The 24,352-nt window shown below is 57.3% G+C and carries 18 protein-coding genes and 1 other RNA gene; 11 read left to right on the forward strand and 8 right to left on the reverse strand.

The features are described 5' to 3' along the window. Positions 1-112 precede the first annotated feature (112 nt). Both dtd and ssrA read right to left on the reverse strand, forming a co-directional pair. Positions 113-598 (reverse strand): D-aminoacyl-tRNA deacylase, encoded by a 486-nt coding sequence (dtd, locus tag OZX71_RS02615; protein WP_277160403.1) that lies wholly within the window; start codon positions 596-598, stop codon positions 113-115. Positions 599-983: 385 nt separating this feature from the next. Further along, positions 984-1,378, reverse strand: a transfer-messenger RNA (tmRNA) gene (gene ssrA / locus OZX71_RS02620). 543 nt (positions 1,379-1,921) lie between these two features. Between ssrA and OZX71_RS02625 the strand changes: the two genes are divergently transcribed. The 7 genes from OZX71_RS02625 (at position 1,922) to OZX71_RS02655 (ending at position 10,213) form a co-directional block, all read left to right on the forward strand. Next, positions 1,922-3,265: a carbohydrate ABC transporter substrate-binding protein gene (locus OZX71_RS02625; RefSeq protein WP_277145518.1), complete on the forward strand. Its 1,344-nt coding sequence runs from the start codon at positions 1,922-1,924 to the stop codon at positions 3,263-3,265. 264 nt (positions 3,266-3,529) lie between these two features. After that, positions 3,530-4,345, forward strand: a complete 816-nt coding sequence (locus OZX71_RS02630; RefSeq protein WP_277145517.1) for a sugar ABC transporter permease — start codon at positions 3,530-3,532, stop codon at positions 4,343-4,345. Positions 4,346-4,358: 13 nt separating this feature from the next. Further along, positions 4,359-5,291 (forward strand): carbohydrate ABC transporter permease, encoded by a 933-nt coding sequence (locus OZX71_RS02635; RefSeq protein ID WP_277145516.1) that lies wholly within the window; start codon positions 4,359-4,361, stop codon positions 5,289-5,291. Next, complete coding sequence (locus OZX71_RS02640; RefSeq protein ID WP_277160404.1) at positions 5,288-5,467, forward strand: hypothetical protein; 180 nt, start codon at positions 5,288-5,290, stop codon at positions 5,465-5,467. The genes OZX71_RS02635 and OZX71_RS02640 overlap by 4 nt, the downstream gene beginning before the upstream one ends. Before the next feature lie 25 nt (positions 5,468-5,492). Then, positions 5,493-6,899 (forward strand): alpha-L-fucosidase, encoded by a 1,407-nt coding sequence (locus OZX71_RS02645; protein ID WP_277160405.1) that lies wholly within the window; start codon positions 5,493-5,495, stop codon positions 6,897-6,899. A 145-nt stretch (positions 6,900-7,044) separates the two neighbouring features. Beyond that, the gene (gene gnpA / locus OZX71_RS02650) at positions 7,045-9,207 is read left to right on the forward strand and encodes a 1,3-beta-galactosyl-N-acetylhexosamine phosphorylase (RefSeq protein WP_277160406.1); all 2,163 of its coding nucleotides are present in this window, start codon (positions 7,045-7,047) and stop codon (positions 9,205-9,207) included. A gap of 94 nt (positions 9,208-9,301) precedes the next feature. Then, on the forward strand, positions 9,302-10,213 hold the full coding sequence (locus OZX71_RS02655) for an ROK family protein (RefSeq protein WP_277160407.1): 912 nt from the start codon (positions 9,302-9,304) through the stop codon (positions 10,211-10,213). On the opposite strand, the gene OZX71_RS02660 is transcribed toward OZX71_RS02655, so the two are convergent. After that, on the reverse strand, positions 10,185-11,339 hold the full coding sequence (locus OZX71_RS02660; protein ID WP_277145511.1) for an ROK family protein: 1,155 nt from the start codon (positions 11,337-11,339) through the stop codon (positions 10,185-10,187). The two genes, OZX71_RS02655 and OZX71_RS02660, sit on opposite strands and share 29 nt — an antisense overlap. A 299-nt stretch (positions 11,340-11,638) precedes the next feature. On the opposite strand from OZX71_RS02660, the gene OZX71_RS02665 reads away from it, so the two are divergent. The 4 genes from OZX71_RS02665 (at position 11,639) to nagA (ending at position 16,746) form a co-directional block, all read left to right on the forward strand. Continuing rightward, positions 11,639-12,721 carry an aminoglycoside phosphotransferase family protein gene (locus OZX71_RS02665; RefSeq protein ID WP_277160408.1) on the forward strand — a complete coding sequence of 361 codons (1,083 nt, stop codon included), beginning with the start codon at positions 11,639-11,641 and terminating at the stop codon, positions 12,719-12,721. A 20-nt stretch (positions 12,722-12,741) separates the two neighbouring features. Beyond that, positions 12,742-14,301 carry a galactose-1-phosphate uridylyltransferase gene (locus tag OZX71_RS02670; RefSeq protein ID WP_277160638.1) on the forward strand — a complete coding sequence of 520 codons (1,560 nt, stop codon included), beginning with the start codon at positions 12,742-12,744 and terminating at the stop codon, positions 14,299-14,301. Positions 14,302-14,406: 105 nt separating this feature from the next. Continuing rightward, complete coding sequence (gene nagB / locus OZX71_RS02675) at positions 14,407-15,195, forward strand: glucosamine-6-phosphate deaminase (protein WP_277145508.1); 789 nt, start codon at positions 14,407-14,409, stop codon at positions 15,193-15,195. A 231-nt stretch (positions 15,196-15,426) separates the two neighbouring features. After that, entirely contained in the window at positions 15,427-16,746 is a 1,320-nt protein-coding gene (nagA, locus tag OZX71_RS02680) for an N-acetylglucosamine-6-phosphate deacetylase (RefSeq protein ID WP_277160409.1), read from the forward strand. A gap of 189 nt (positions 16,747-16,935) precedes the next feature. Here the strand turns inward: nagA and OZX71_RS02685 are convergent, their stop codons facing one another. The 5 genes from OZX71_RS02685 to OZX71_RS02705 form a co-directional block, all read right to left on the reverse strand. Further along, positions 16,936-17,832, reverse strand: coding sequence for a carbohydrate kinase (locus OZX71_RS02685; RefSeq protein WP_277145506.1), 897 nt, complete (start codon positions 17,830-17,832; stop codon positions 16,936-16,938). A gap of 111 nt (positions 17,833-17,943) precedes the next feature. Continuing rightward, positions 17,944-19,278 carry an ROK family transcriptional regulator gene (locus tag OZX71_RS02690; protein ID WP_277160410.1) on the reverse strand — a complete coding sequence of 445 codons (1,335 nt, stop codon included), beginning with the start codon at positions 19,276-19,278 and terminating at the stop codon, positions 17,944-17,946. A gap of 217 nt (positions 19,279-19,495) precedes the next feature. After that, complete coding sequence (locus OZX71_RS02695) at positions 19,496-20,017, reverse strand: NUDIX domain-containing protein (RefSeq protein ID WP_277160411.1); 522 nt, start codon at positions 20,015-20,017, stop codon at positions 19,496-19,498. A 413-nt stretch (positions 20,018-20,430) separates the two neighbouring features. Then, positions 20,431-22,029, reverse strand: coding sequence for an aminopeptidase P family protein (locus OZX71_RS02700; RefSeq protein WP_277147320.1), 1,599 nt, complete (start codon positions 22,027-22,029; stop codon positions 20,431-20,433). Between the two features lie 110 nt (positions 22,030-22,139). Further along, positions 22,140-23,951 (reverse strand): hypothetical protein, encoded by a 1,812-nt coding sequence (locus OZX71_RS02705; RefSeq protein ID WP_277147318.1) that lies wholly within the window; start codon positions 23,949-23,951, stop codon positions 22,140-22,142. Positions 23,952-24,352: the final 401 nt, after the last annotated feature.

The raw sequence follows: 24,352 nt of genomic DNA on the forward strand, positions 1-24,352 counted from the left end.
TGCTTATTTTTGTGATTATCTCTGTACTCTGATTCGAGATACAGTAAAAATCACATTTTTCGGGCTATTTCTGTGATTATCTCTGCACCCCATAGGCAGTCTGCGTGAATAGCTAGTGCTTGGCCATCAGTTCGTCGGTGTCGAAGAGGATGGTCACCGGGCCGTCGTTGGTGAGTGCCACTCGCATATGCGAGCCGAATCGGCCTTCTTTTACGGTGATGCCCTCCGACCGTAGCGCCTCGTTGAATTGAAGCCAGACGCGCTTGGCGTGTTCCGGTTTGCCGGCGGTGATGAAGCTCGGCCGGTTGCCATGCCGTACGTCGCCGAACAGCGTGAACTGCGAAACCGACAGGATCTCGCCGCCGACCTGGCCAAGCGAAAGGTTCATCTTGCCGTTTTCGTCTTCGAACACGCGCAACTTGCTGATTTTGCGGGCAAGCCAGTCGACCTGTTCCTGCCCGTCCTCGTCGCTGACCCCGACGAGCAGCACAAAACCTACGCCGATATGCTGTAGCTCGAACGATGCATCGACCTCGCCGGTCGCCTCGTCGACGACGTCGAGATCGGCTTTACTGACTTTCTGCAATACGATTCTCATGGTTACCCAGTCTAGTCGAGTGATGGCTATCGTGATGAGTTTTGGTGTTTAAGAATTATTGAAGATGGTTGCTGACTCGTCGTCTGAATAATGGCGTGGGAGGGGGCGACAATGCTGTGTATCCGCTCGTTGGAATACCACCCCAATTACCACCCGAACACCCTTTTGAAGATTTGGCGGCGGGAAGCAGCGATGCTCATGACAGGATATCGTCAACGCGACGTAGGCAACGACGTATGAACGACCCGCTAGACGACCCACATCCATCCCGGAAAGAGGGTTTTAAACCAAGATAAGCCCTCGTTGATGTCAGCGTGCAAACGGCTTGAAAACGCCGCAACTGCAACGAAAAACGCCGCCAAGGCGAACCCTGGCGGCGTTGAACTCGTGGAGATGCGGGGAATTGAACCCCGGTCCGATGACCGAACCCTCAGTCTTCTACGTGCGTAGTCCGCTGGCCTTTTGGCGGTTTTTCTGCCCCCATCCGTGTCGCGGACAATGGATGGCGAGCATATCTACAGTTAAAGTCCCTGAGTCACCCTGTGGTTCAATGGCTCAAGCAAGTCCTCTAATGACGCCCAACATCCTCCCGAAGACGAGAAGGAGTGGACGGAGCAGCAGCTCACTGGTTAATCCTGGCGCTTGGCTCAGGCAGCGAGTGCGAACTCAGTGCGATTAGATTTAGCACTTGTTGTTTCGTGGAGGTCATCTCGAGTGGACTCCACATTCTCGGCACGCTTCCCTGCGACGAACAGGTCACCGTCGAAACCGATCATCCCCAATCTTGAATTATCAAATATCAAGCCCGGTTTGCACCGGAATACCTAATATTAGCGTGGCTGGGCGACGAGTATTACTTGTACCTTCTCTGAGCGTAATTATTGAGAAAATCGGTTTGGCCATTCGAAAGTCAGTGGAAGGGCAGTCGCATATTGCAAAAAAGCCGGCATTCCGTCCCTGTGTCGGAACGTCTTTTGTCTCTGTTTCATAATGTATCTGGAATATGCTCTATGCGTACCGAGTTCTTCGTTTCAATGACAATGTTCTTTGCATTATTATTTAATAATATAAAACATTGAAACGAAAAGGCATATATTGCAGATTCGATACATCGTTGATTTGCCAATAAACAGCGTTGTTTTTCATGTTTTTATTTGTGTGATGATTAATGATATGCGGTTGACACGCAGGAACTTTCTGATTTTTTATTTTGGGAAACATAGTGTACATTAATAGATGTGCGAAGAAGTAAATAGAGTTAAGCACGAGGGAAGAGTGGCTGTCTGGGTCGCTCTTTTACCTAGATTACGAGGAGGTACTCAGGTGAGAAACGTTAACACGGCGAAAAAGGTGCTTGCGCTTGCGGGAGCTGCGGCCATGCTGCTGTCGGTAGGGGCTTGCGGTAGTTCCAGCGGGTCCGGCTCCGAGGGCGGGAAAACCGTTTTGAAGCTTGCCGCTTTCGAGGGCGGCTATGGCTCCGCGATGTATCGTGAAGTGGCCAAGGCCTATGAAAAGGTCAATCCGAAGGTAAAGGTCGAGGTCACCACTTCAAAGAAACTCGGCGATCAGATCACGCCGGGCATGAAGGCCGGCAATTATCCCGATCTTATTGAGCTGGGGCAGGGCAATGAGTCCGGATTGGTCGAGACCATGCTCAAGGACAAGGCGATCGAGAATGTCACCGATGTCTTGGACATGAAGGTGCCCGGGGAGTCGAAGACGGTGAAGGACAAGCTCGTCCCCAACATCATCGGCCTCTATACCAATCCCTATGGCACTAAAGACACGTATCTGATGCCTATGTATTATTCGCCTTCCGGACTGGTCTACAACCAGACCCTGCTCGAGCAGAACGGCTGGAGCGTCCCGACGAACTGGGATGAGTTCTTCAAGCTCGGCGACGAGGCGAAGGCCAAGGGTATTTCCCTGTTCACCTATCCGACAAGCGGTTATTTCGATTCGTTCTTCAATGCCCTGCTCGCCGATATCGGCGGTGACGACTTCTACAAGGACGTCATGACATACAAGAAGGATGTCTGGAAGTCCAAGGACGCGACCGAATCGCTGCAGTTGGTGCAGAAGCTGGTTACCAAGTATCTGAATCCGAATACGGTCGGCTATGCCAATACCCAGGACTTCACCAAGAACCAGCAGTCCATACTGGACGGCAAGTCGCTGTTCATGCCCAACGGCACTTGGATCATCAACGAGATGAAGGATGCGCCGCGTACCGACGGATTCAAGTGGGGCTTCGCTCCCGTTCCTTCGCCCAAGGCCAACGGCACCCGTTACGTCAACACGACCGTCGAAGCCACGTGGATTCCTTCCAAGGCCAAGAACAAGGAAGAAGCCAAGAAGCTCATGGCCTTCTTCTATTCCGACACCGCTGCCAAGATCTTTGCCAAGACCGGCGCCATCCAGCCCATCAAGGGTGCGTCCGACAAGGTCGACGATTCCATGAAGGTCTTCTATGACGGCTACAAGATTCCCGGCGTCAAGGTCATCACCGGTTCCTTCTCCACGACCGCTTCGGTCGAGGGCAAGAACATCAAGGACGATCTCTACACCGCAATCGATTCTGTCGCCTCCGGCCATAAGAGCCTGGATCAGTGGCAGACGGCTTTGAACGATACCAGCAACGCGTTGAACGCCGCTGCGTCGAAGTGAGGTTCGCGCAATCAGGTATCTGAACGGCTTACGTTAGATACCTGATCGCCGGTAGTCCCGGTCTCCGTCGTATCCCAGACATCTGTACGATGGTCGTACGACGGAGACCATTGTTGTTTTCATATGGATTTTATGGAGAGGAACCTGATAAAGTTGTCAGTTCACACGCGTAAAAGAAAGGGCAAAAAATCCGAGCTTGAACATCAGCATTCCGTTTTTGGCTTGTTGTGTGCATTGCCCACGGTCATTCTTTTTGTCATATTCATGGTCATCCCCACTTTCAACGTCTTCCGCATGTCGTTCTTCAAATGGAGCGGATTCTCGGACGACAAGACCTTCGTGGGCTTGAGCAACTTCAAGACGTTGGCCGGAGACATGAATTTCGTCCATGCCTGCCAGAACACGGTTTTGCTGTTGGTGCTGGTGACGGCGGTGACCCTGCCTTTGGCGATTGTCTTTGCGGCGGTATTGCTGCAGGATCGAATAGTCGGCGCTGGTTTCCTCCGATTCATCATGTATATTCCGTCCGTGCTCTCCGCCGTCGTGATCGCGGCGATTTTCTCCGCCATCTATGATCAGAAGAACGGTCTGTTGAATGGAACGTTGGGGTTCCTCGGGCTTGGGGCTTTGAAGCGCGTTTGGTTGGGAGACCAGAAGATCGTCATCTATTCGGTGGCTTTCGCGATGCTATGGCAGTCGCTCGGCTACTACATGGTGATGTATATGTCTTCGATGGCCGGTGTCGATCAGGAGCTGTATGAAGCCTCGGAAATCGACGGTGCCGGTAAGATTCGGCAGCTGATTTCCATTACCATTCCTCTTATCTGGCAGAATATCCGTACTACTCTCACCTTCTTCATCATCAGCTCGGTGAATTTGAGCTTCGTCCTGGTCACTGCGATGACCAATGGCGGACCTGATGGAGCTTCGCAGACGATTCTCGGCTATATGTACCAGCAAGCGTACACGAATTCCACCTATGGCTATGGCATGGCCATCGGCGTGGTCATCTTCCTCTTCAGCTTCCTGCTCTCCCTGATCGTCAATCAGGTCACCAAGCGCGAGATTCTGCAGTTCTAGGAGGTTTAGCACTATGAAGAACGCAAATATGGAAACGAAAACCTCCCATGGTTTTCACATGAAACCAGCCAAGAACCGCGGCGACGCCCATGCGTGGACGGTCGGCAGGATTGTCGGTGAGTTCGTCCTGGTCATCTCTGCTTTGATGATTCTCATTCCTGTCGTTTGGGTGTTCATCGCCTCGTTCAAGGACAAAAGCGAGTTCTACGGCAGTCCGTGGACCTGGCCCAAAGGCTTCCACTGGCAGAATTATGTCGAGGCGTTTCAGGACGCGCATCTGGGCAAGTACTTCCTGACCTCGGTAGTGGTTACGTTGGTGGCCATGGTCATCGCTTTGGTCGTGGCCTTGCCATGCGCCTACGTTCTGGCGCGGTTCGATTTCCCCGGCAAGAAAATCATCAAGCTTGGCATCCAGGCCGGTCTGTTCATCAATGTGAACTACATCGTGGTGCCCATTTTCCTGATGCTTGTGGGTGCCGATAAATTCGTCATGAAATTCCTGCCTTCCGGATTTTTCGTCAATAACGCGTTTATCCTCGCGGTGGTCTACGCGGCCACGTCGTTGCCGTTCACGGTGTTCCTCCTGCAGGATTTCTTCGCCACGATCCCTACGACCTATGAGGAAGCGGCACTGATTGATGGTGCCTCGCAGTTCACGATTATGGTGCGTATCTTCTTCCCCATGGCCGGGCCCGCCATCTCGATGTCGATGCTGTTCAACTTCCTGAGTTACTGGAACGACTACATCATCTCCATGACCCTGATGACCGGTGAGAACAAGACCGTGCAGGTCGGTCTGCTCAACCTGATGCAGACGCAGAAGGCGGCGACCAATTACGGGCGTCTCTATGCCGGCATGGCCATTGTGATGATACCGGTGCTGATCTTCTACGCATTGGTGCAGAAGAAGCTGTTGGAGACCTCTAACATGGGAGGAATCAAATGAACGAGAAGTGGCATGGGTTTTTGCTCGGCGCGTTGAAGTTGCTTGTTTTTGTGGCTTTCATTGTTGTCACCATTATCGGGCAGCGTTCCACGTCGTGGTTGAATCTGGGTATCGAATGCATTGGTCTGGCCGGAGTCGTTTTCATGCTTTGGCTATACAACCATTCGCAGCGATAGCTATCCAAAGGTGAATTGATACAAGATGAACGAGGATTACCTCGCCAATATCCGGCCGTCGCATCGCCAGCTTCATTGGCAGCACATGGAGATGTACGCATTCATCCATTTTGGCATGAACACCATGACCGACAGGGAATGGGGACTGGGAAACGAAGACCCAGAACTCTTCGATCCCGATGCCTTGGATGTCGATCAATGGATGGATGCGCTTGCATCGGCCGGAATGACCGGTGTTATTTTGACATGCAAGCATCACGACGGCTTCTGCCTGTGGCCTTCCGCCTACACTGACCATACGCTCGCTTCCAGCCCGTGGAAAGGCGGGAAAGGTGATCTGGTCCGTGAGGTCAGTGACTCGGCCCGCAGGCATGGCATGGAATTCGGCATCTATCTTTCCCCCTGGGATCGCACCGAGCGCACCTACGGTGAGGGCAAGGCATATGACGATTTTTATGTTGGCCAGCTCATCGAGCTGCTCACCCATTACGGGCCGATCTTCTCGGTATGGCTCGACGGAGCCTGCGGCGAAGGCGCGAATGGACGTAAACAGACCTATGACTGGCAACGTTACTACCACGTGATCCGAGCCTTGCAACCCGAAGCCGTCATCAGCGTCTGTGGCCCTGATGTACGGTGGTGCGGCAACGAGGCGGGGCATACCAGAGCCAATGAATGGAGCGTCGTTCCGGAGTCGTTGCGTTCTGCGGAATTGACGGCATCGAAATCGCAACATAGCGATGACGGGCGTTTTTCCAGAGTCGTAAGCTCCGATACCGATGATTTGGGTTCCAGAAAGGCGTTGCAGGGTTATACCGGCCCTCTGGCATGGTATCCCGCCGAGGTCAACACTTCTTCCAGGCACGGTTGGTTCCACCATCCCGCTGAAGACGGCCAGGTCCGCTCGGCAGACGAGATGTTCGAGATCTGGTGCCGTAGCGTCGGAGGAAACTCGACGCTGTTGCTGAATGTGCCGCCGAACAAGCATGGTCTCCTCGCTCAATCGGATGTCGACATGCTTCGGGGGCTCGGCCAAAGAATTCAGGATTTCAAATCACGCTGCATTACCGATGGTGTCCATATCGGCTTTTCGTCGAATGGTGATGATGAGCTCGCCGAACGATTGCTCTCGCCGGCTGATGACGGCTCGTTCTGGGCGCCTGCCGCGGATGATGGAAAGCCTGGAATCGAGATCGATTTCGATGTGCCGCGTCGGGTGGAAGCCGTGGTCTTGCGTGAGCAGATTCGGCAGGGACAGCGCATCGATCGGTTGAACGTCTACCTCGACGGACATCTGGCGGCCAGTGCGGGGTCGGTGGGTTATCAAAGAATCCTGCGTTTTGAGCCGCAGACGGTCAAGCGGGTTTCCGTGGTAATCACCGAATCCAGACTTCAACCGACACTTGCGCTGGCAGTAGCGGTAGGGGGATGAAGCGGCAACGTCGGGATCGGATTGACGGGGATTCCCGGATTGCAGTAACCGGGTCCCGCCTGCGAACAACGGCTTTTGCGTGGCTGTCTTTAAGGCGGACTGCTGTGGAAATCAGCAGAAATAGATGTTATGAAAGGAAATTACTGTGAGTACAGGTCGTTTTACCATTCCCAGCGAGGAGCATTTCGCTGAGGAGACCAAAAAGCTGGCGGATAGCTGGGGGGCTGACGCCATTCGTGATTCGGATGGGACGAAACTTGACGGCGAATTGATGAAGCTCGGCAAGAAAATCTATAGCGCGTATTTCCCGACTCGGGCGCACAACGAGTGGATCACGCTGCATATGGATGAGACCCCTGAAGTGTATCTACTGACCCAACGTGTGCTCGCCGACAATGAGCAAGTGGTCATCCCTCTGATGGCCACTTTTTACGCCGAGCAGCTCAAACCCAACTATGACGCCGATCCCGCGAAATATTGGGAAGTGATTGACCGTACCACCGGAGAAGTCGTGCCGGTACAGCGTTGGAGCGTCGCACAGGCCAGCGATACGGTCACGGTCGACGGGGCGGAGCCGATGCATGAGTATACGGTCTCTTTCCTGGCTTATATCATTTGGGATCCCGTTGAGATGTACAACCATCTCACCAATGATTGGGGAGACAAGGAACACGAGATCCCCTTCGACATCTATCATCCCGCCACGCGCAAGTTCGTGTTCGACACGTTCGATAAGTGGCTCAAGGACCATCCACAGACGGATGTGGTCCGTTTCACCACGTTCTTCTACCAGTTCACGCTGCTGTTCGACCAAAAGCACAGGGAAAAGGTCGTGGATTGGTTCGGATGCGCCTGCACCGTCTCGCCGCAGGCGCTCGAGGATTTCGCCGACGAATACGGGTATCGCCTGCGTCCCGAGGATTTTGTGGACGAGGGCTGCTACAACTCGTCGTTCCGCATACCCCGCAAACCGCAGCGCGATTGGATAGATTTCCTCTCCCGTTTTGTGCGTGGCAACGTCAAAAAACTGGTTTCCATGACGCATGAGGCCGGCAAGGAAGCCATGATGTTCCTGGGCGACCAGTGGATCGGCACGGAGCCGTATATGGACGGATTCGGTGATTTGGGTCTGGACGCCATCGTCGGGTCGGTCGGCGACGGCACCACCCTGCGCATGATCTCGGATATCAAGGGCGTCAAATACAAGGAAGGGCGGTTCCTGCCGTACTTCTTCCCCGACACGTTCCATGAGGGCAACGATCCGAGCATCGAGGCATGGGACAACTGGCGCAAGGCAAGGCGTGCCATCCTTCGCAGCCCCATCGACCGCATGGGCTATGGCGGCTACCTTTCCCTGGCGGCCAAATTCCCCAAATTCGTCGATGCGGTCAGCCAGATCTCCGATCAGTTCCGTGAGCTATATGAGAAGACGGGGGGAGAAGGCTCCGAAGGCGTGTTGAACGTGGCCATACTCAACTCGTGGGGCAAAATGCGTTCGTGGATGGCCTATACCGTGGCGCACGCCCTGCCCAACAAGCAGACCTATTCCTATTACGGCATTCTCGAGGCGCTTTCCGGTATGCGCGTCAACGTCAGGTTCATCTCCTTCGACGACGTGTTGGACTCGGGTGTTCCCGAAGACATCGATGTCGTTGTCAGCGGAGGGCCTGCGGATACTTCGTTCAGCGGCGGCGAGGTCTGGAAAGACCCGCGTCTGGTCTCGATCTTGCGTTCGTGGGTGCGCGATGGCGGCGGGTTCGTCGGCGTGGGCGAGCCTTCCAGCCTGCAATGGCAAGGGCGCTTTTTCCAATTGGCGGATGTGCTCGGAGTCGATGAGGAACGCTTCCAGACCCTGTCGGTCGACAAATATTTCCCGAAGACGGTTGCCGATCATTTCATCACGGCTGATGTCGCCGCCGGTGACGCGGTTGATTTCGGCGAGCCCATACTCAACACCTATCCTGTCAATGAGCAGGTCGTGCTCCTCAAAGCCGTTGGAGGTCAGGTTCAGCTCGCCGCCAACGACTACGGGCATGGCCGCGGTGTGTACGTTTCCGGGCTTCCTTATTCGGCTTCGAACGCACGGATGCTGGAACGTATGTTGTTCTTCGCCGCTCATCGTGAAGATGATTACGGATTCTTCAGCTCCTCGAACCCGGAATGCGAGGTGGCGCGGTTCCCGAAGACCGGATGGTATTGCGTGGTCAACAACACGGGCGTCTCGCAGCGCACCGTCGTCAGCTTGCCGGACCGGAGTTCCAAGGAATTCGAGTTGCGGCCCAACGATATAGCGTGGTGCAGGTTGTAGGCTTCGCGCGGCGAACCGGTTGGAAAAGGAAAGAAAACCTCTTAACAAAGATCTTTCTGTCATACGCATTTGATATATGAGGAGATTGGATATTATGCCTACAGGTTTTGAGCGAAGGTATGTTGTCGGCGTCGATATCGGTGGAACGAAGATAGAGGCTGTTCTGTTGTCTGACGAAGGCGCCGTTGTCTCTTCTGGTCGGCTTCCTGCCCGTCAGGGCGGCGATCAGGTGGTATCCGATGTCGAGGCTTTGGTGCGTCAGGTGGCCGGCACGCTTTTCTCCAAGCTCGCGATGATCGGTGTCGGCATCCCCGGTCAGGTCAATGCGCAGACGGGACATGTCAGCAATGTCGTCAATCTTGGCATCGGCGAGTACGACCTGGGTTCTGTGCTGCAACGTCGGCTCGGATTGCCGGTGCGTGTCGAGAACGACGTGAATGTCGCCGCCCTTGGCGCTGCCGGCATCGCCAAGGCTCCTAAAAAAGGGACCACGGTCTTTCTGAATTTCGGCACCGGACTGGCCGCAGGCATCATCATCGACAACCGGCTGCAGCATGGCGAGAGCGGGGCGGTAGGGGAAATCGGTCATTTGCCCGTTGACCCCAATCGGTTCGACTGTCCGTGTGGGCAAAAGGGCTGTTTGGAAACGGTCTGTTCGGGCTCGGCCGTCTCGCGCCTGTGGCCGTATGACAATCCTGCGTTGCCCGGGCTGATTGCCGCTGCGCAACGTGGGGAACGCAACGCGCTCGAGATACTGGCCAAGGTGACCCATGCGATGGGTGACGCCGTGCAGATTGTGGTCCAGTTGACGGATCCCCGGCGAATCATCATCGGGGGAGGCATGGCCAAAACGGGGAGGCCTTTGCTCGACCTCATCAGCCGGGAAATCGGCACGCGCGAGAAACATTGTGCTTTTCTTCGCAATCTGGATATTGCTTCCCGTCTTGAGCTTGCCCGGTTGGATGAGCCGCTTGGGGCTATTGGCGCTGCACTGCTCTGTCGCTGATGTAGTTGTGGGAAACGATGATTGCCGCCCCGGTCAGCGAGATGTCGGGGCCGCATTGGCAGCGACGAATGGTCGTATGCTTGCGGAAAGTCGAGGCTGTGGTCCGGTCCGCATAACCCTGTGCGGCGTCGCAGAATGTGCTGTTGATGATGTCCGGAGGCCCGTAGATGCAGACGTCCTGCACGTCAAGCAAGCCGATCGGCATCGACAATGCCGAGGCGAGTTGTTGGCCCGCATCGGCGAGAATCCGGGTCTGTTCGTCGGCGTTCTTGCCATGAAGCCGTTTGCGCAGGGCTGGCGCCGACAGCGCCATTTCCAGACAGCCGTGTTTTCCGCAACGGCAGAGCGGCCCGTTCGGATCGATGGAGATATGGCCGATTTCACCGCCTGCATGGTTTTCGCCGACGATTACCGTGTCGTCTATCAGTGTCGCCGAGCCGATGCCGCGGTCGATTTTCACGAACAGTACGTTCGGGCCGGCCTGTCCGAAGTAGCGCTCGGTCAATACCGAAGCCGCCGCGTCATTGGTGATGAACACCGGCATCTTGAAGCGCTGCTCCAACGGTGTCTTCAGGTCGAGGTTTTCCCATCCCAGCTCGGTGGAACGTCGGATTACGCCGTCCTGTACCACGCCGGTTGCGGCGATTCCGATGCCGATGATGTTGCTGGTGCGTTTGGATAGTTTTTCGATCAGTCGGATGACGTCTTCGGGTCTGACTTTTTCTCCGGCGCCCAATACCGTTTCCGAATGAATGAGCGGGGCTCCCAGAAGGTTGGTCACGGCCCCACGTATCAGATGGGCTTCGGAAAGGTCGATGGAGATGACATGCAGCCGTGTGGTGTCCACGCCGAGCAAGGTGCCGTGCTTGCCTTTGCCGGTGTTGTGGGTCTCCTGGCCGTTTTCACGCAGTATGCCTTCGTCGAGCATGTCGCCCACGACGTCGGAGACCGCCACCCGTGACAACCCGGTTTTGCGTCCAAGTTCGGCACGCGAGTATTGACGGGAAGGAAACAGGAGGCTGAAAATCAGTAGTCTGTTGTTCCTTCGGACGTCTGCAGGACTGGCTTTGCTGCTTTTGCCAGGCGTGTGCAGTGTCAGAGAGGTTTTTCCTGAGGACGTCTCCATGTGCCTTCCTTCATTATTCGTTAGATTTTATGGTAGTGTAGGGCGCTGAAATCTAAGGATATATACTTTCTTTTATCTTACTTTACATACCATAAGACATGCTGCAAACCAAGCAAATTGCATATTTCCAATTATGTAACTATTCTTAACAATATAACCAATACGGTTGATGCTTCTGATGGTTCAAGAAGCATTGCGCAGTTGGGGCAGGTGGGGGCCGTAGGCGATGTGCGGTTTGCCGAAGTGCCGGCTTCATGCCGATTGGCGATGGTATTCACGGAAACGGTGGAAAGGAACCAATGATGGCGAACAACGAGGTCACACTGGCGAATGTTGCCGGGCATTTTCGGCTTGAAGGTGAAGTCTCAAGCATCAAAGCGTATGGTGACGGGCATATCAACAGGACCTATCTGGTGACGACCGACAGGAAACGCTACATCCTGCAGAAGATGAACACCAATGTATTCCCGGACACCGAAAACCTCATGCGTAATATCGAATTGGTCACGTCTTATCTGCATTCGAAGGGCAAAGAGACCCTTGACATCGTCAGGACCGATGACGGGGCGACGTACTATGCCGATGCGACGGGTGCATGGCGCATCTATGCGTTCATCGAGCACACGATCTCCTATAACATGGTCCCCGACGCAGAGGTCTTCAGGGATGCGGGTGCCGCTTTCGGCGATTTCCAGAACGAACTTGCCTCGTTTGACGCTTCGCAGTTGAAGGAGACCGTGGCCCATTTCCACGACACGCCGAGCCGGTTCCTCGATTTCAAGGCCGCGCTCGCGCAGGATCGCGAGGGCAGGGTGTCCGGCTGCCGAGAGGAAATCCGGTTTTTCGTCGACCAGGCAGATTGGTATCCGAAGATTACGGACGGGCTTTCAAACGGGAGTATTCCGCTGCGGGTCACGCACAACGACACCAAGCTCAACAACATTCTGATGGATGCCACCACCCATAAGGCTCGGGCCATCATCGACCTGGACACCATCATGCCCGGTTCGATGCTTTATGATTTCGGCGATTCCATCCGTTTCGGTGCCTCCACGGCGCTTGAGGATGAACGGGACCTTGACAAAGTGCATTTCAGCACGGAGCTTTTCAAGGCTTACGCACGTGGTTTCCTCGGCGAAGTAAAGCCAAGCATCACCGATGGCGAGCTGAGGCTGATGCCGGAAAGCGCGATCATCATGACATTGGAATGTGGCATGCGCTTCCTGGCCGATTATCTTTCCGGCGATACCTATTTTGCCACCTCTTATCCGGAGCACAATCTTGTGCGCTGCCGTACCCAGATCAAACTGGTGCGTGAGATGGAGCGAAAGCTGGAAGACAGCCACCGTATCATCGATGAAGTCATGAAGGAACTGGGATGACACAACCAAAAACTCTGGATATGAAGACGGCGAAAAGCGCCGGTGCCGGTCGGGCTTTCGGATCCGAGGACGGAAAGGATGCCGGGCATGATCTCAACGAGGTGTATGACCTGATCGACGCATTGCTCGGATTTGCGCGTGTGAATCTGGGCCTTGCCGCCGAGGATGTCGATTGGGCGAGGAATCGTGTGCTCGAGTTGTTCGGCCTTGCCTCTTATGTTCCCGGTGACGTTGAGGCACCGGCCGAGGGCCCGGCGGGTTTTGCCGACCCTTCCCGATTGCTGCATCGTCTCTGTGTGTCTTTGGACGCCCTTGGTCTTGCCGACTCATATAGCGAAGAAGACGTGGGTGATATGGTCATGGGAGCGCTTTCCGCCCGTCCGTCGACGCTCCGGAAACGTTTTCGTAAGGTCGAGGCATCGCAAGGCGCCATGAACGCGATGGATTGGTTCTATCGGTACTGTGTCGCCAATACCGCTGTCAAAAAAGCGCAGCTTGACCGCAATCCCCGTTTCGAATCCCATGGACTGATCATCACCATCAACCAGGCCAAACCGGAATTCAAGAACATGAAAAAGGCCCGGTCCGGCAACAGCGTATCCGGCGGTTATCCTCGTTGCACCATCTGCCACGAGAACGAGGGATTCGCGGGTCGTGACAAGAGGACGCTGCGTACCATACCGGTTGAGCTGGGCGGGGCTCCCTTCTTCTGGCAGTTCTCGCCGTATGGGTATTTCCATCAGCATGGCATCTGCGTGAATATGGAGCACACGCCGATGCATGTCGATCGCACCACCTTCGGCAATCTTATGGATTTTGTCGATCGGTTCCCCGGCTACTTCCTTGGATGCAATGCGGCCTTGCCGCGAATCGGCGGATCGGTGCTCGCTCACGACCATTATCAAGGCGGCGGTGAGCTGATGCCGATGCATAAGGCTCAGGCGTGGAAACGGATGGGCGTGCCGGGGCTCGATAAGGTGCAGGTCGAGATCCTTGACTGGCCTGGCACGGCGATTCGTGTGGTGTCGAGATCTCGTGAGGCTATCGTCGAGGTCGCTGACACGATTCGTCGGGGATGGGAAGGCTACGACAATGCAGGACTCGATATCCTCGCCAAGGGTAAAGACGGCAGGCAGTCCGCGGTCTCTCCCAGCGTCTGCCTTACCTTGCGAGGCTATGAGATGAATCTGATTCTCCGTAACAACGCTGTCAGTTCGCAATATCCGGAAGGCATTTTCCATGTTCATCCACAATTCTGGGCCATCAAACAGGAACCGATCGGACTGATCGAGGCGCAGGGGCTGTTCGTGCTGCCCGGACGGTTGATCGGTCAGCTTTCCGTTCTTGAACAGGCGCTGGTGGAAGGTCGCCCCCTGCCGCAAGAAGAAAGCGAATTCGCGTTTGAATGGAACGAGTTGCAGGAGGGGCTGCGGGGGCCGCGTACCGCTGGCAACGTCCATGCTGCGGTTCGTGACGAGCTGGGAAGCGTGTGCCGGCGAATTCTGGCCAATACTGCGGTATTCAAACACAAGGAGGACACCATGGGCTTCCTTGAGGGGCTTGGGCTTACCGTGCAATAAGCCCTTGAATGGTATCCGTATCTGGAAGTAAGACAAGTGCCGAGTATCGGCGATTCCATCCGGCCCGGCGATAAAACCGAAAATGCAACAAAGGAGAAAACCAAAATGGCAGAAATCATCATTACGAAGAACGAGGATGAGGCCGGCGAAATCTATGCCAAGTGCGTGGCGGATTTGATCGAGCGCAAGCCTAACGCGGTGCTGGGGCTGGCCACGGGTTCCAGTCCGTTGGCGGCCTATCGTCATCTTGCGGCCGAAGTCAAGGCGCGCAATCTCGACGTCAGCCAGGTCCGTGGGTTCGCGCTCGACGAGTATGCGGGCCTTGACCCGGCCCACCCGCAGTCCTACCGCAGCACCATCACCCGCACGGTCGTCGAGCCTCTGGGCCTTGACCCGGCCAAGGTGCGCGTGCCCAACGGCAACCTGGAGACCATCAAGGACGCCGGGCGCGAGTACGATGCGGCGATCGAGGCTGCCGGCGGCGTGGACGTGCAGATCCTCGGCATCGGCACCGACGGCCATATCGGCTTCAACGAGCCGGGCTCCTCGCTCGCCAGCGGCACCCGTATCAAGACGCTCGCGGAGCAGACCCGCATCGACAACGCCCGCTTCTTCGACGGCGACATCAACCAGGTGCCCACCCACTGCATCACGCAGGGCATCGGCACGATCATGAAGGCGCGCCACCTGGTGCTGCTCGCGTTCGGCGAGGGCAAGGCCGAGGCCGTCAAAGAGACCTGCGAGGGCGGCATCAGCGCCTTCTGCCCGGCCTCCGCGCTGCAGCTGCACCCGCACGCCACCATCATCGTCGACGAGGCCGCCGCCTCGAAGCTGGCGCACAAGGATTACTACCGTTACGCCTACGCCCACAAGCCGGCGTGGCAACAGATCTGAGAATATCCCTCAGGCTGATTGCCGCCATCCTGGTTGTCAACCGGCGCGGGCCAATCAAGAAATTCGGCAGGTTGCGATGTCGGTATTCCATCGGCGCCGCAACCTGCCAAGGCGTTGAAACGCCGTGGGGTATGGCAGAGCGCATCTTTATCGTCAAACGGCACAATGTGCCACGATAGTGATGATGGTAAGAAAACATTCCAAACAAAGCATGAAGGAACGTGAGTGGGAATGTCAGATGAAAACAGGCAGCAGACCGTTGAACAGGTCACGAAAGCCGTTGAAGGCGAGGTGATTGCCTGGCTGGTGGTGCACCATGCGCGAAAAATCGACGCACGGGGTATCGAGGACGGTTTCTGGCTCATCGCGCACGATGGCGTGATCGTGTCGACCGGCAACGGGGGAGCGGCCCTGGCCTCGGCCTGCCGTGGGTTCGGCATTGCCGATGGTGCTGCTGGAAGCGATAGTGGGACGGGACAGGCCGAGGCGCTGCCGTTATCCCTGAAACCGGGAGTGGTCGAGGTCGACGCCCAAGGCAGGAACCTCACCCCCGGTTACATCGACATCCATGCGCATGGTTCGTGGAATCGCTCGTTCGACGACGGCCTCGAAGGCATCGACATCGCCCGTACCGGCCACATGGTGCACGGTACCACGCGTCAGGTGCTCTCGCTGATCACCAATCCGATGGACGTGATGTGTGCGAACCTGAAGAACGTCAAAGCCGCGATGGGCAAGCGCCCCGACATTCTCGGCTCCCACTTGGAGGGCCCGTTCCTGGCGCTTTCACGCAAGGGCGCACACGACCCGAACTGTCTGAAGGACCCGACCGACGATCTGGTGGACCGTCTTCTTGACGCCGCCGACGGTTCGATCCGTCAGATCACCATCGCCCCGGAGCTGCCTCATGGAATTTCGGCCATCAAACGGTTCGCGGCTGCCGGGGTGGTGCCGGCGGTGGGCCATTGCGATGCGGACTACGAGACGGCCAGACGCGGTTTCGAGGCGGGTGCCGGCATCATGACCCATATGTTCAACGCGATGAACGGGCTCAAGCACCGCGAGCCGGGCCCGATTCCGGCGGCGGTGGAGGATCCGCGCGTCACGATCGAGCTGATCAACGACGGTTTCCACGTTCAGAATCCGGTCTTGAGGATGGCGGTGAAATTCGCGCCGCATCGCTTTGCTTTCGTCACCGACGCGATGAGCGCCACGGACTGCCCGGACGGAGCGTACAAGCTTGGGGCTCTTGACGTCACGGTCAAAGGCGGCCACGCCCGTCTGGTCTCCAACGGCTCCATCGCCGGTTCCACGCTGTTGCTCGAGCATTCGGTCGCGCGCGCGGTCAACGTGCTCGGCATGGCTCCCAACGATGCCGTTGAAGCGGCGACGCTCACCCCTGCCCGCGCGTTCGGCTTCGACCACGCCAACGCCGTCACCGGTGCGCCGCTGGGTCTGCTTTCGCCGGGCTATGCGGCGGACCTTCTGCTGAGCGACCCGAAGACCTGGCAGGTCGAACACGTCTGGTGCGCCGGACGTCGGATCCGCTGAGACGGATGCAGGTTGCTGATCGGCAATATCGGGATATCACCGTTCGCGTCCCGATATCGCTGATTTACAAAAGCTGATTCACAAAACACAAAAAGACCGTCATCACAGCAATTCTCTCCTGCGATGACGGCCTTTTCGCATATCGGCCTGTTCTGGTTTGGCCTTGGCTTGTATTGCGATATGGAGGCTTTACTTCTCCGCCTCGCCCAGATAGTCCGGAATGCTCTCCGGGTACTCGGGCCAGGCGCCGTTTTGCGTGCAGACGTAGGCGGCGGTGTTGACGGCGGCGCGATGGGCGTCGACCAGCGACGAGCCGGTGAGCACCTTGGCGGTGAACGTGCCGGAGAAGGAATCGCCGGCGCCGACGGTATCCACCACGTCGACGCGCGGGGTATCCAGAGTGGAGGATTCGCCGTCCTTGGCGATGATGGTGCTGAAGGTCGAGCCGCCGGTCAGGATGACGTAGTTGAGACCGTACTGCTCCATGAACCAGTTGCAGGCCTCTTCGTCCGAGGTGCCGCGGATGTCGAACATGTCGCGCAAAAGCAGCAACTCGGCATCGTTGATCTTGAAGACCGTGGCGTAGCCGAGCAGTTCCTCGATCAGCTCCTTGGAATAGTGGTCGCCGCGGATATTGATGTCGAAGAACTTCATGGCGGTCGGCTTGGCGTGCTTGAGGAGCTCCACGATGGTGTCATGCGATTCCTGGCTGCGAAGGGCCAGCGTGCCGTAGCAGATCGCGTCGGCCTTCTCGACCATGGCGATCAGCTCGCGGGTGTAAAGGATGTGGTCCCAGGCGACGCCCTTGATGATGGTGTACTCGGGGATGCCGTTCTTCAGGGCGACCTCGACGGTGGAGGTGGGCCAGGCGTTGCGTTGCACGATCGATTCGACGCCGGACTTCTTGATCGCTTCGATGAGCTCGTCGCCCAGCGGATCCTCGCCCACGGCGCTGATGGCGTGGCCTTCCGCACCGTTCATAGCGGCGTGATAGGCGAAATTGACGGGGGCGCCGCCCGCACGCTTGCCGGTGGGAAGCATATCCCAGAGCAGTTCTCCTAGAGATACAACGATTGGCTTGGTCATGATGTGATCCTTTCTTACATGTTTATACGTTTTTTTTCAATGATGAGACTCTTGATACTGACAACTTGTCCGTTTCGACTAAAACCTACTGTATCGTAGTGCTATTTCCCTTTATCCCGAATTACCTGGCGGGCGGTCGGTTCGGAAATAGGAAGGTCGGTCCAAAAACTGGGTGATGGCCGTGGCGGCGGCACCGAGTACGGCCGCGTCGGTAGGCAGGCTGGAAAGCGTGATTTCGGTCGATTGCGCGATCTCGGGGATGACCCGTTCGTCTACCACGTTCTGCGCCGAATCGAGCAGGTGGCGGCCTCCGAGCGCTCCGATGTCGCCGAGTACGATGCGGCGAGGGTTGAAGGCGTTGCAGATGATGACGCATCCGTAGCCGACGTAACGTCCGATTTCGGCGACCAGGCGACGTGCTTCGCGGGTCTGTTCGGTGTCTTTGTTTTGCCCGTCAACCAGTGCGAACAATGCCTGGCAGGCTTCGAGATGAGCCATGGACCCAGAGCCTGGAACGATGCCGAGCTCGTCGATCCGCTGGTGAATCGCGCCTGCGGAGCAATAGCATTCCAGACATCCCACATTCCCGCATTCGCATTTCCTGCCGTCTATGGCATCGATCGAGACGTGGCCAAGTTCGGTGGATGCCCCAAGATTGCCGTAGACAAGCCTGCCGTTCTCGATGACCCCGAGGCCGATGCCTTCACCGAGAAGGAAATAGGCAAGGCTTCCGGAGTCGGCGAGCCCGCCGAACAGCCGTTGCGCCAAGGCTCCGGCCCGGGCATCCTGTTCGATGAAGACGGGAACGGGGCAGTTTTGCCCGAATTCCTCCTGGAAGTTGATGTTGCGCCAGTGCGGCATGCTGGAAACAAGCGCCGCATAACCGGTGCCGTGCAGGTACGGGCCGGGCACCGCCATGCCGATGGCGACGATATCGGGGTCGGTTTGAAGCAGGGAATCGATGGTTTCGTGCGTGGCGGCGATGGCCGCGTCGATGGTGTCGTCGCTGACCCGCGGCATGTCGGTGAGGCTCAGGCATTTGCCCTTGAGGTCGAAAACGCCGATCTGCACCAGGCTGCGCGCGAATTTGACACCGATGAAGTGGAAGCGTTCGGTGTCGATGTTCAAGCCGATGGACCGGCGACGTTTGCTGCCTTTCATATCGCCGGTTTCGGCCACGATGCCGGCGTCGATCAGGCGTGCGGTGATTTTGGTGATGGCGGCAGGTGTCAGGCCCAGCGCCTTGGCGATTTGCGCTCGCGAAGAGATGCCGTAGTGGTAGAGATGCCACAGCGTCCGTGAACGGTTGCGTTCGGAGACGACGGATTGAGGCACGGGTTTACGGATCGGGTCTTCGGTGAAGTCCGGTATCGATGGTGCCAGATGGTCGGTCGAGAAAGGTTGCGAAGTGCTTTGAGATGGTGATGATTCGCTGTTTTCGCGCATCCGCACCTCCTTGGGCCAACCCTGCGTCCGGTAACCGCCATCCGTGATGGTCACCGATTAATGAACTGACTTCATATATTAACGAGGTTAACGTGAAACTGCAAATCCGGTTACTGCCAAGCGGTTATCAAAGAATTTGCCGAAGAATGGTGGGGTGCCATGTTTCCTGTTTTTCTGCCTCCGCACGTTCTTCCTTGAGACACGATTGGCTCTCGGATCAGTGAAGTCGACCGTCGGTCACGAACAGGGCATGGGTGTCTCCGGCGGCTTTGCCGCGTTGGAAACGATCGAAGATCTTCAGGCGTTCGACCGTGCTTTTGGCCAGCGGCTGGGGCAGATCGTCGCGTGAGAACCAGCCGACCTTGAGGCTTTCGTCATCGCCGACGAACGGTTCGGCGTTGCCGCCGGGTTTCAGGCGGCACAGGAACGAATGATCCATATATTGCGTGCGGTCGCCGTTGTCGTAGGCGATGATTTCGGAGGAGGAAACCACGGCGACCAAGTCGGTGACCTCGGCGTCGATGCCGGTCTCCTCCTTGATTTCGCGCACCACCGTGTCTGCCGGTTGCTCGCCGGGTTCGTTGATGCCGTAGACCATCGCCCACTCGCCGGTATCCGCCCGCTGCCCGAGCAAAATGTGTCCGTGCCCATCCTCCACGAGCCCGGTGACCCCGTTGAGCCACAGCAACTCGTGCCCGATCTTCTTGCGCAGTTCGATAATGAACGATGGCGTGGTCATATCTTGCCTTTCCTGGATTCTAACTGACGTGTTGGAGACGGAGATATACATTGTCCGACACGCTCCGGGCCGCTCAGGCCGAGTCTTTACGGTCGGACAACGCATATCTCCGTCTCCAACACTCCGTATTATCAATTATTATCGTTTATCTGCTTTCCAAACCACGCAGCGCGCGGCCTGAGTTACTCTCTTGAAACATCAAAAGTAGTGTGTGGGGCGGGCAGATATGCGATGTGGGGCGTAAGCTTGGCCTGCAAAATCAATAGATTTTGCCTTCGCGCTCGATACTTCGCGCTCACTTCGCCTACGCGAAGCCCACAGGGCTTCATGCTTAACGGCTCAGCCAAAGGGTGCCGAAGCGTTGTATATCTGCCCGCCCCACACACGATGAGAACGCAGCTTTTCCCGGAGAATTACTTTCTGGCTGCCGCGCGCTGCGCCATCCACTCTTCTACATCGTCGATCTGCTTGGGGATGTCCTTGGAAATCCACTCGGGGCCGTTGGCGGTCATCAAGACGTCGTCCTCGATACGCACGCCGATGCCGCGCATCTCCGCGGGGATCAGCAGATCGTTCTTGGCGAAGTAGAGGCCCGGCTCGATGGTGAAGACCATGCCCGGCGTGATCTTCGCGCCCTGGTAGGACTCGTAACGGGCCTGCGCGCAATCGTGCACGTCGAGGCCGAGGTGATGAGCCACGCCGCAGGCGAGCCAACGGCGGTGCTGCTGGCCTTGAGGCGAAAGCGATTCCTCCACGTCGACTTTGAGGATGCCCCAGTCGTGCAGCTTCTGCGCGATGACGCGCATGCAGGCGTGGTGGATGTCGGAATAGGTGGCACCCGGCTTGGCGGCCTCGAAACCGGCCTGCTGGCTATCGAGCACGGCCTGGTAGATCTTCTTCTGCAACGGGGTGAACTTGCCGTCCACCGGGAAGGTGCGGGTGATGTCGGCGGTGTAGAGGCTCTCGACTTCGATGCCTGCATCGATGAGCACCAGTTCGCCATGGCCTACGACGCCTGTGTTGCGCATCCAGTGCAGGATGGGCGCGTGCTCGCCGGAAGCCACGATTGTGCTGTAGCCGACGGTGTTGCCTTCCTCGCGAGAGACGGCGTTGAACTCGCCTTCCAGCATACGCTCGCTGCGCGGCTTGCCCACGGCTTCGGGAATCCGGGAGAGGATGCGGTCGAAGCCATGCTTGGTGGCGGCGACGGCCTTGCGGATCTCGCCGACCTCGTACGAGTCCTTTTCCATACGAGCGGTCGAGGCGAACTCCTGCAGTTCGTTGTCGGCCTTTTCGTTGGCGGCGGGGTCGGGGAAGCCGTTGGCCTCGCGCACGTTCTCGACCTCGGCGGTCATCTGGGGGTCGGCCAGGCGGATGACGCGCATGCGCACGGCTCCGGCCTCGGCTCCGACGTCCTTGCCCAGAGCGTCGGGCAGCTGGGCGATGTCGTGGGTGGGGATGCCGGTCATCGCGTGGAGCTCCTTCAAGCCCGCGCGCGGTCCGACCCAGTACTCGCCGTAATGCGCGTCGGCGTAGTAGGCCTCGGTGCTGTTGTCGGCGCGGGGGGCCACGAAGAGCTCGGGGGTGTGGGTCTCGCCGGCTTTCGCTTCGGGCGACTCGGGGTCGACGGGGTTCAGGACGAGCACCGCCCCGGCCTCGTAGTCCTGGCCAAGCCCGGTGTAATAGGAGAACTCGGTGTTGGGGCGGAAGGCGTAGTCGTCGTCGTTGTTGCGCGTCTTGGGCTGGCCGGCGGGGATGACGATGCGCTCGCCTTCGAAGCGCTTGCCCAGCGCCTTGAGGCGCGCGCCGATGAACTTGCTGGACTCCAGCGGCTCGATGTCCGGCTCCTGGTTGTCCCAGCCGGTCTTCATGAACTCGCCGAACGCCTTGGATGTGGTCGGCCGAAGCGTCCGGTTGTTGGTCCTGTCTTCCATCGGTTGGTCCGCTCCTGGCGCCTGCGCCATTTCCGCTGCTTCGTATTCCTTGTCCTTTTCGGTTACAACCACCCTCAACGATGCTCCTTTTCCTCGTTTCTGCATTATCATACTGGATTATACAGTCGTGGAGCCGTTGTTTTCGTATCGTGGATATTCCCGAACGGATCGTCTTCAGGCCAGTGCCGTCATCGACGTCTGTCGATGACGGGCATATACAGGTCCGGCATCTCCTTTCCGTCGGCTGCCTTGCGTGATTGGGTGAGGTTGCGCAGCCTCCAGGTCATCGTTCCCGGCGTCGTCGAATCTTCGCCGTTGAGAGTCAGCAGGCTGCATTCATACGGTTGCGCCGGTGTGCCCAGCGTCTTGCCGTATCGCTCGCTGACCAGGAAACCGTCGTAGGGGTTGTCCGCGTGACTGTCGGGCCGGAAGCGCCACTGCTGCGCGGAATCGTGCCTGTTGGCGGCGTGCCCTTCGATGCTGACGCTGCCGTCCTCGTTCGCGGTGAGTCCCAGACCGCCCCAGCCGCCTGAAGGCACGGTCGCGAAACTCAGCGTGCCGTTGTCGTTGCGGGTTATGGTCCATGCGCTGGAAGTGTCGTCCATGCTGTTGTACGTGCCCCACAGGGCCGAGAGGATGATGCCGCCACCTCGGGCGGTGTAGCCCGGATGAATGTAGTAGAGGTCGCCGATATCGTCGAAGCGGTCGGAGGTGATTTGGAAGATGTCGTGTCCCAGATCGTTGTGTTCGCAGGTTCGGGCGATGATGTTCGGTTTTTCCGTCAGCTGCAGCTCCAGCCCGTGCTCGTTCGGCGAGGGCCGGTCCCAAGGTGCGGGCAGCGCGGAATCCGGAAATATCCTGGCCATGGCGTCGTAGGTCATAGGGTCGTATTCCTTGAGTTCCGAGCGGACGTTCACCGCGCCTCGCACGCCGTCGTTGATGCCGTCGCGAGGCTCGGCGCAGACGTTGAACCAGACGGTGGCCATGGTGGCGAAGAACTCGTCGGAATCCTGGATCGCGTAGGTGTGGGCCCACAGTCCCTCGGACCGTGCATGCGCGTAGGCGCGATAGTAGATGTTGCGGAGGGTGAGGTCGTGCATCTGCTGGATGCCGCCGATCAGGATCGAATGGCCGAATTCGTGGATGAGGATGTTTTCGTTGCGGTAATGGGTGTTTTCCTCGGGATTGGGGCTGTTGAGGATGCGCAGGATGTTTTTCTCGGAGATGGAGGCTATCCAACCGTCGCGCGTCGGTACCCCGCCGAGCCCCTCGACGTCGTACATGTCCTTGGAGAAGTTGCAGCGCTGTTCCGGGAGCATGTAGACGTTTTCATGCATGCCATAGATGGCGAAGACGTTGTTGGATTCGATCATCGCCTCGACTATCCCGGTGCCTGGCTTGCCCAGTTCGGTGTCGATCTGCTCGATGGCCATGTGCATGGTGGTGTCTGCCACCGTGTCGTCGGCCACCACGGGGATGCCCGCGTGTGATTGCATGCGTTTGGTATAGAACGAGAGCACGGGGATATGGCGATATATGGCGTCGGGCGCGTGTCTGCCCTTCTCGTCGGCGATGGCGTGTCCTCTGACTTGTAACGTCAGCTGCTGATCCGGATCGATCGTGCCGCTGTACGCGATACTTGACAGGTGCAGATTCGGGTCCAGGTTGCGCATGCAGTTGCCGCTGGTCGCGCCGATCTCCTTATTGTCCCGGTCGAAAAACAGGGTGTCCGTGACGCCTTGCTCGGGCTTGGCTTTAAGGGTGACGACAGTGTCGCCGTTGGTGAGGGTGAAATTGTCGGGATTGATTGCTTCGGCCTCATCGACGTATTCGTCCCAATAGATTTCAAGGAACTCGCACTCTTTGAGCACGCGTATTTTGATGATTGACGGCCCGTTGTGCGGATCTGGCACCGAATCGATCACCGCCCCGGTGCGTTGGTCGATGTCGTGGCTTGCACGGATTCCAGTCTGATTTGTGTCGATATTGGTTGTCATCATACTCCTTTGTTGCCATCGGAGGAGAGCGGCGGAACAGGGAAACGTCCCCTGTACACGGTGTCGAGGGAATCGCACGGTGAGGGCGTGCGATGCGAATTCGTTGACATGGCTGAACGCGTGTTGCGGCGTTCCTGTGGATGTGTCTGCTTCACGTCAACGGCCTCCTTTGCGTTGTCGGTGGTGTCCGGCTGCATCGCCGGGACACCATGAATAACTTGCACTATAAGGGTGCTGCATGGTTCATCAAGTCGAAATATGACCAGAATAGAGGATTTTTCTCTGATTTTTTTGCAGTGCCTTACGGAACTTGACCGATGCCTCGGAATAAAATGGCGACGCCTTGGTTGTTTTTTCCGCGCAGCGTAGCTGGATATGCTCTTTCATACAATGGTGATGTCTAT

This window comes from Bifidobacterium sp. ESL0764, from assembly GCF_029395515.1.
In the GTDB taxonomy this organism is placed as follows: domain Bacteria; phylum Actinomycetota; class Actinomycetes; order Actinomycetales; family Bifidobacteriaceae; genus Bifidobacterium.

What these genes read in the sequence shown, in the direction of transcription:
- dtd (WP_277160403.1), bottom strand. Translation starts at nt 598, where the DNA reads ATGAGAATCGTATTGCAGAAAGTCAGTAAAGCCGATCTCGACGTCGTC.
- OZX71_RS02630 (WP_277145517.1), top strand. Translation starts at nt 3,530, where the DNA reads ATGGTCATCCCCACTTTCAACGTCTTCCGCATGTCGTTCTTCAAATGG.
- OZX71_RS02635 (WP_277145516.1), top strand. Translation starts at nt 4,359, where the DNA reads ATGAAGAACGCAAATATGGAAACGAAAACCTCCCATGGTTTTCACATG.
- OZX71_RS02640 (WP_277160404.1), top strand. Translation starts at nt 5,288, where the DNA reads ATGAACGAGAAGTGGCATGGGTTTTTGCTCGGCGCGTTGAAGTTGCTT.
- OZX71_RS02645 (WP_277160405.1), top strand. Translation starts at nt 5,493, where the DNA reads ATGAACGAGGATTACCTCGCCAATATCCGGCCGTCGCATCGCCAGCTT.
- OZX71_RS02655 (WP_277160407.1), top strand. Translation starts at nt 9,302, where the DNA reads ATGCCTACAGGTTTTGAGCGAAGGTATGTTGTCGGCGTCGATATCGGT.
- OZX71_RS02660 (WP_277145511.1), bottom strand. Translation starts at nt 11,339, where the DNA reads ATGGAGACGTCCTCAGGAAAAACCTCTCTGACACTGCACACGCCTGGC.
- OZX71_RS02665 (WP_277160408.1), top strand. Translation starts at nt 11,639, where the DNA reads ATGATGGCGAACAACGAGGTCACACTGGCGAATGTTGCCGGGCATTTT.
- OZX71_RS02670 (WP_277160638.1), top strand. Translation starts at nt 12,742, where the DNA reads ATGAAGACGGCGAAAAGCGCCGGTGCCGGTCGGGCTTTCGGATCCGAG.
- nagB (WP_277145508.1), top strand. Translation starts at nt 14,407, where the DNA reads ATGGCAGAAATCATCATTACGAAGAACGAGGATGAGGCCGGCGAAATC.
- nagA (WP_277160409.1), top strand. Translation starts at nt 15,427, where the DNA reads ATGTCAGATGAAAACAGGCAGCAGACCGTTGAACAGGTCACGAAAGCC.
- OZX71_RS02685 (WP_277145506.1), bottom strand. Translation starts at nt 17,832, where the DNA reads ATGACCAAGCCAATCGTTGTATCTCTAGGAGAACTGCTCTGGGATATG.
- OZX71_RS02690 (WP_277160410.1), bottom strand. Translation starts at nt 19,278, where the DNA reads ATGCGCGAAAACAGCGAATCATCACCATCTCAAAGCACTTCGCAACCT.
- OZX71_RS02695 (WP_277160411.1), bottom strand. Translation starts at nt 20,017, where the DNA reads ATGACCACGCCATCGTTCATTATCGAACTGCGCAAGAAGATCGGGCAC.
- OZX71_RS02705 (WP_277147318.1), bottom strand. Translation starts at nt 23,951, where the DNA reads ATGATGACAACCAATATCGACACAAATCAGACTGGAATCCGTGCAAGC.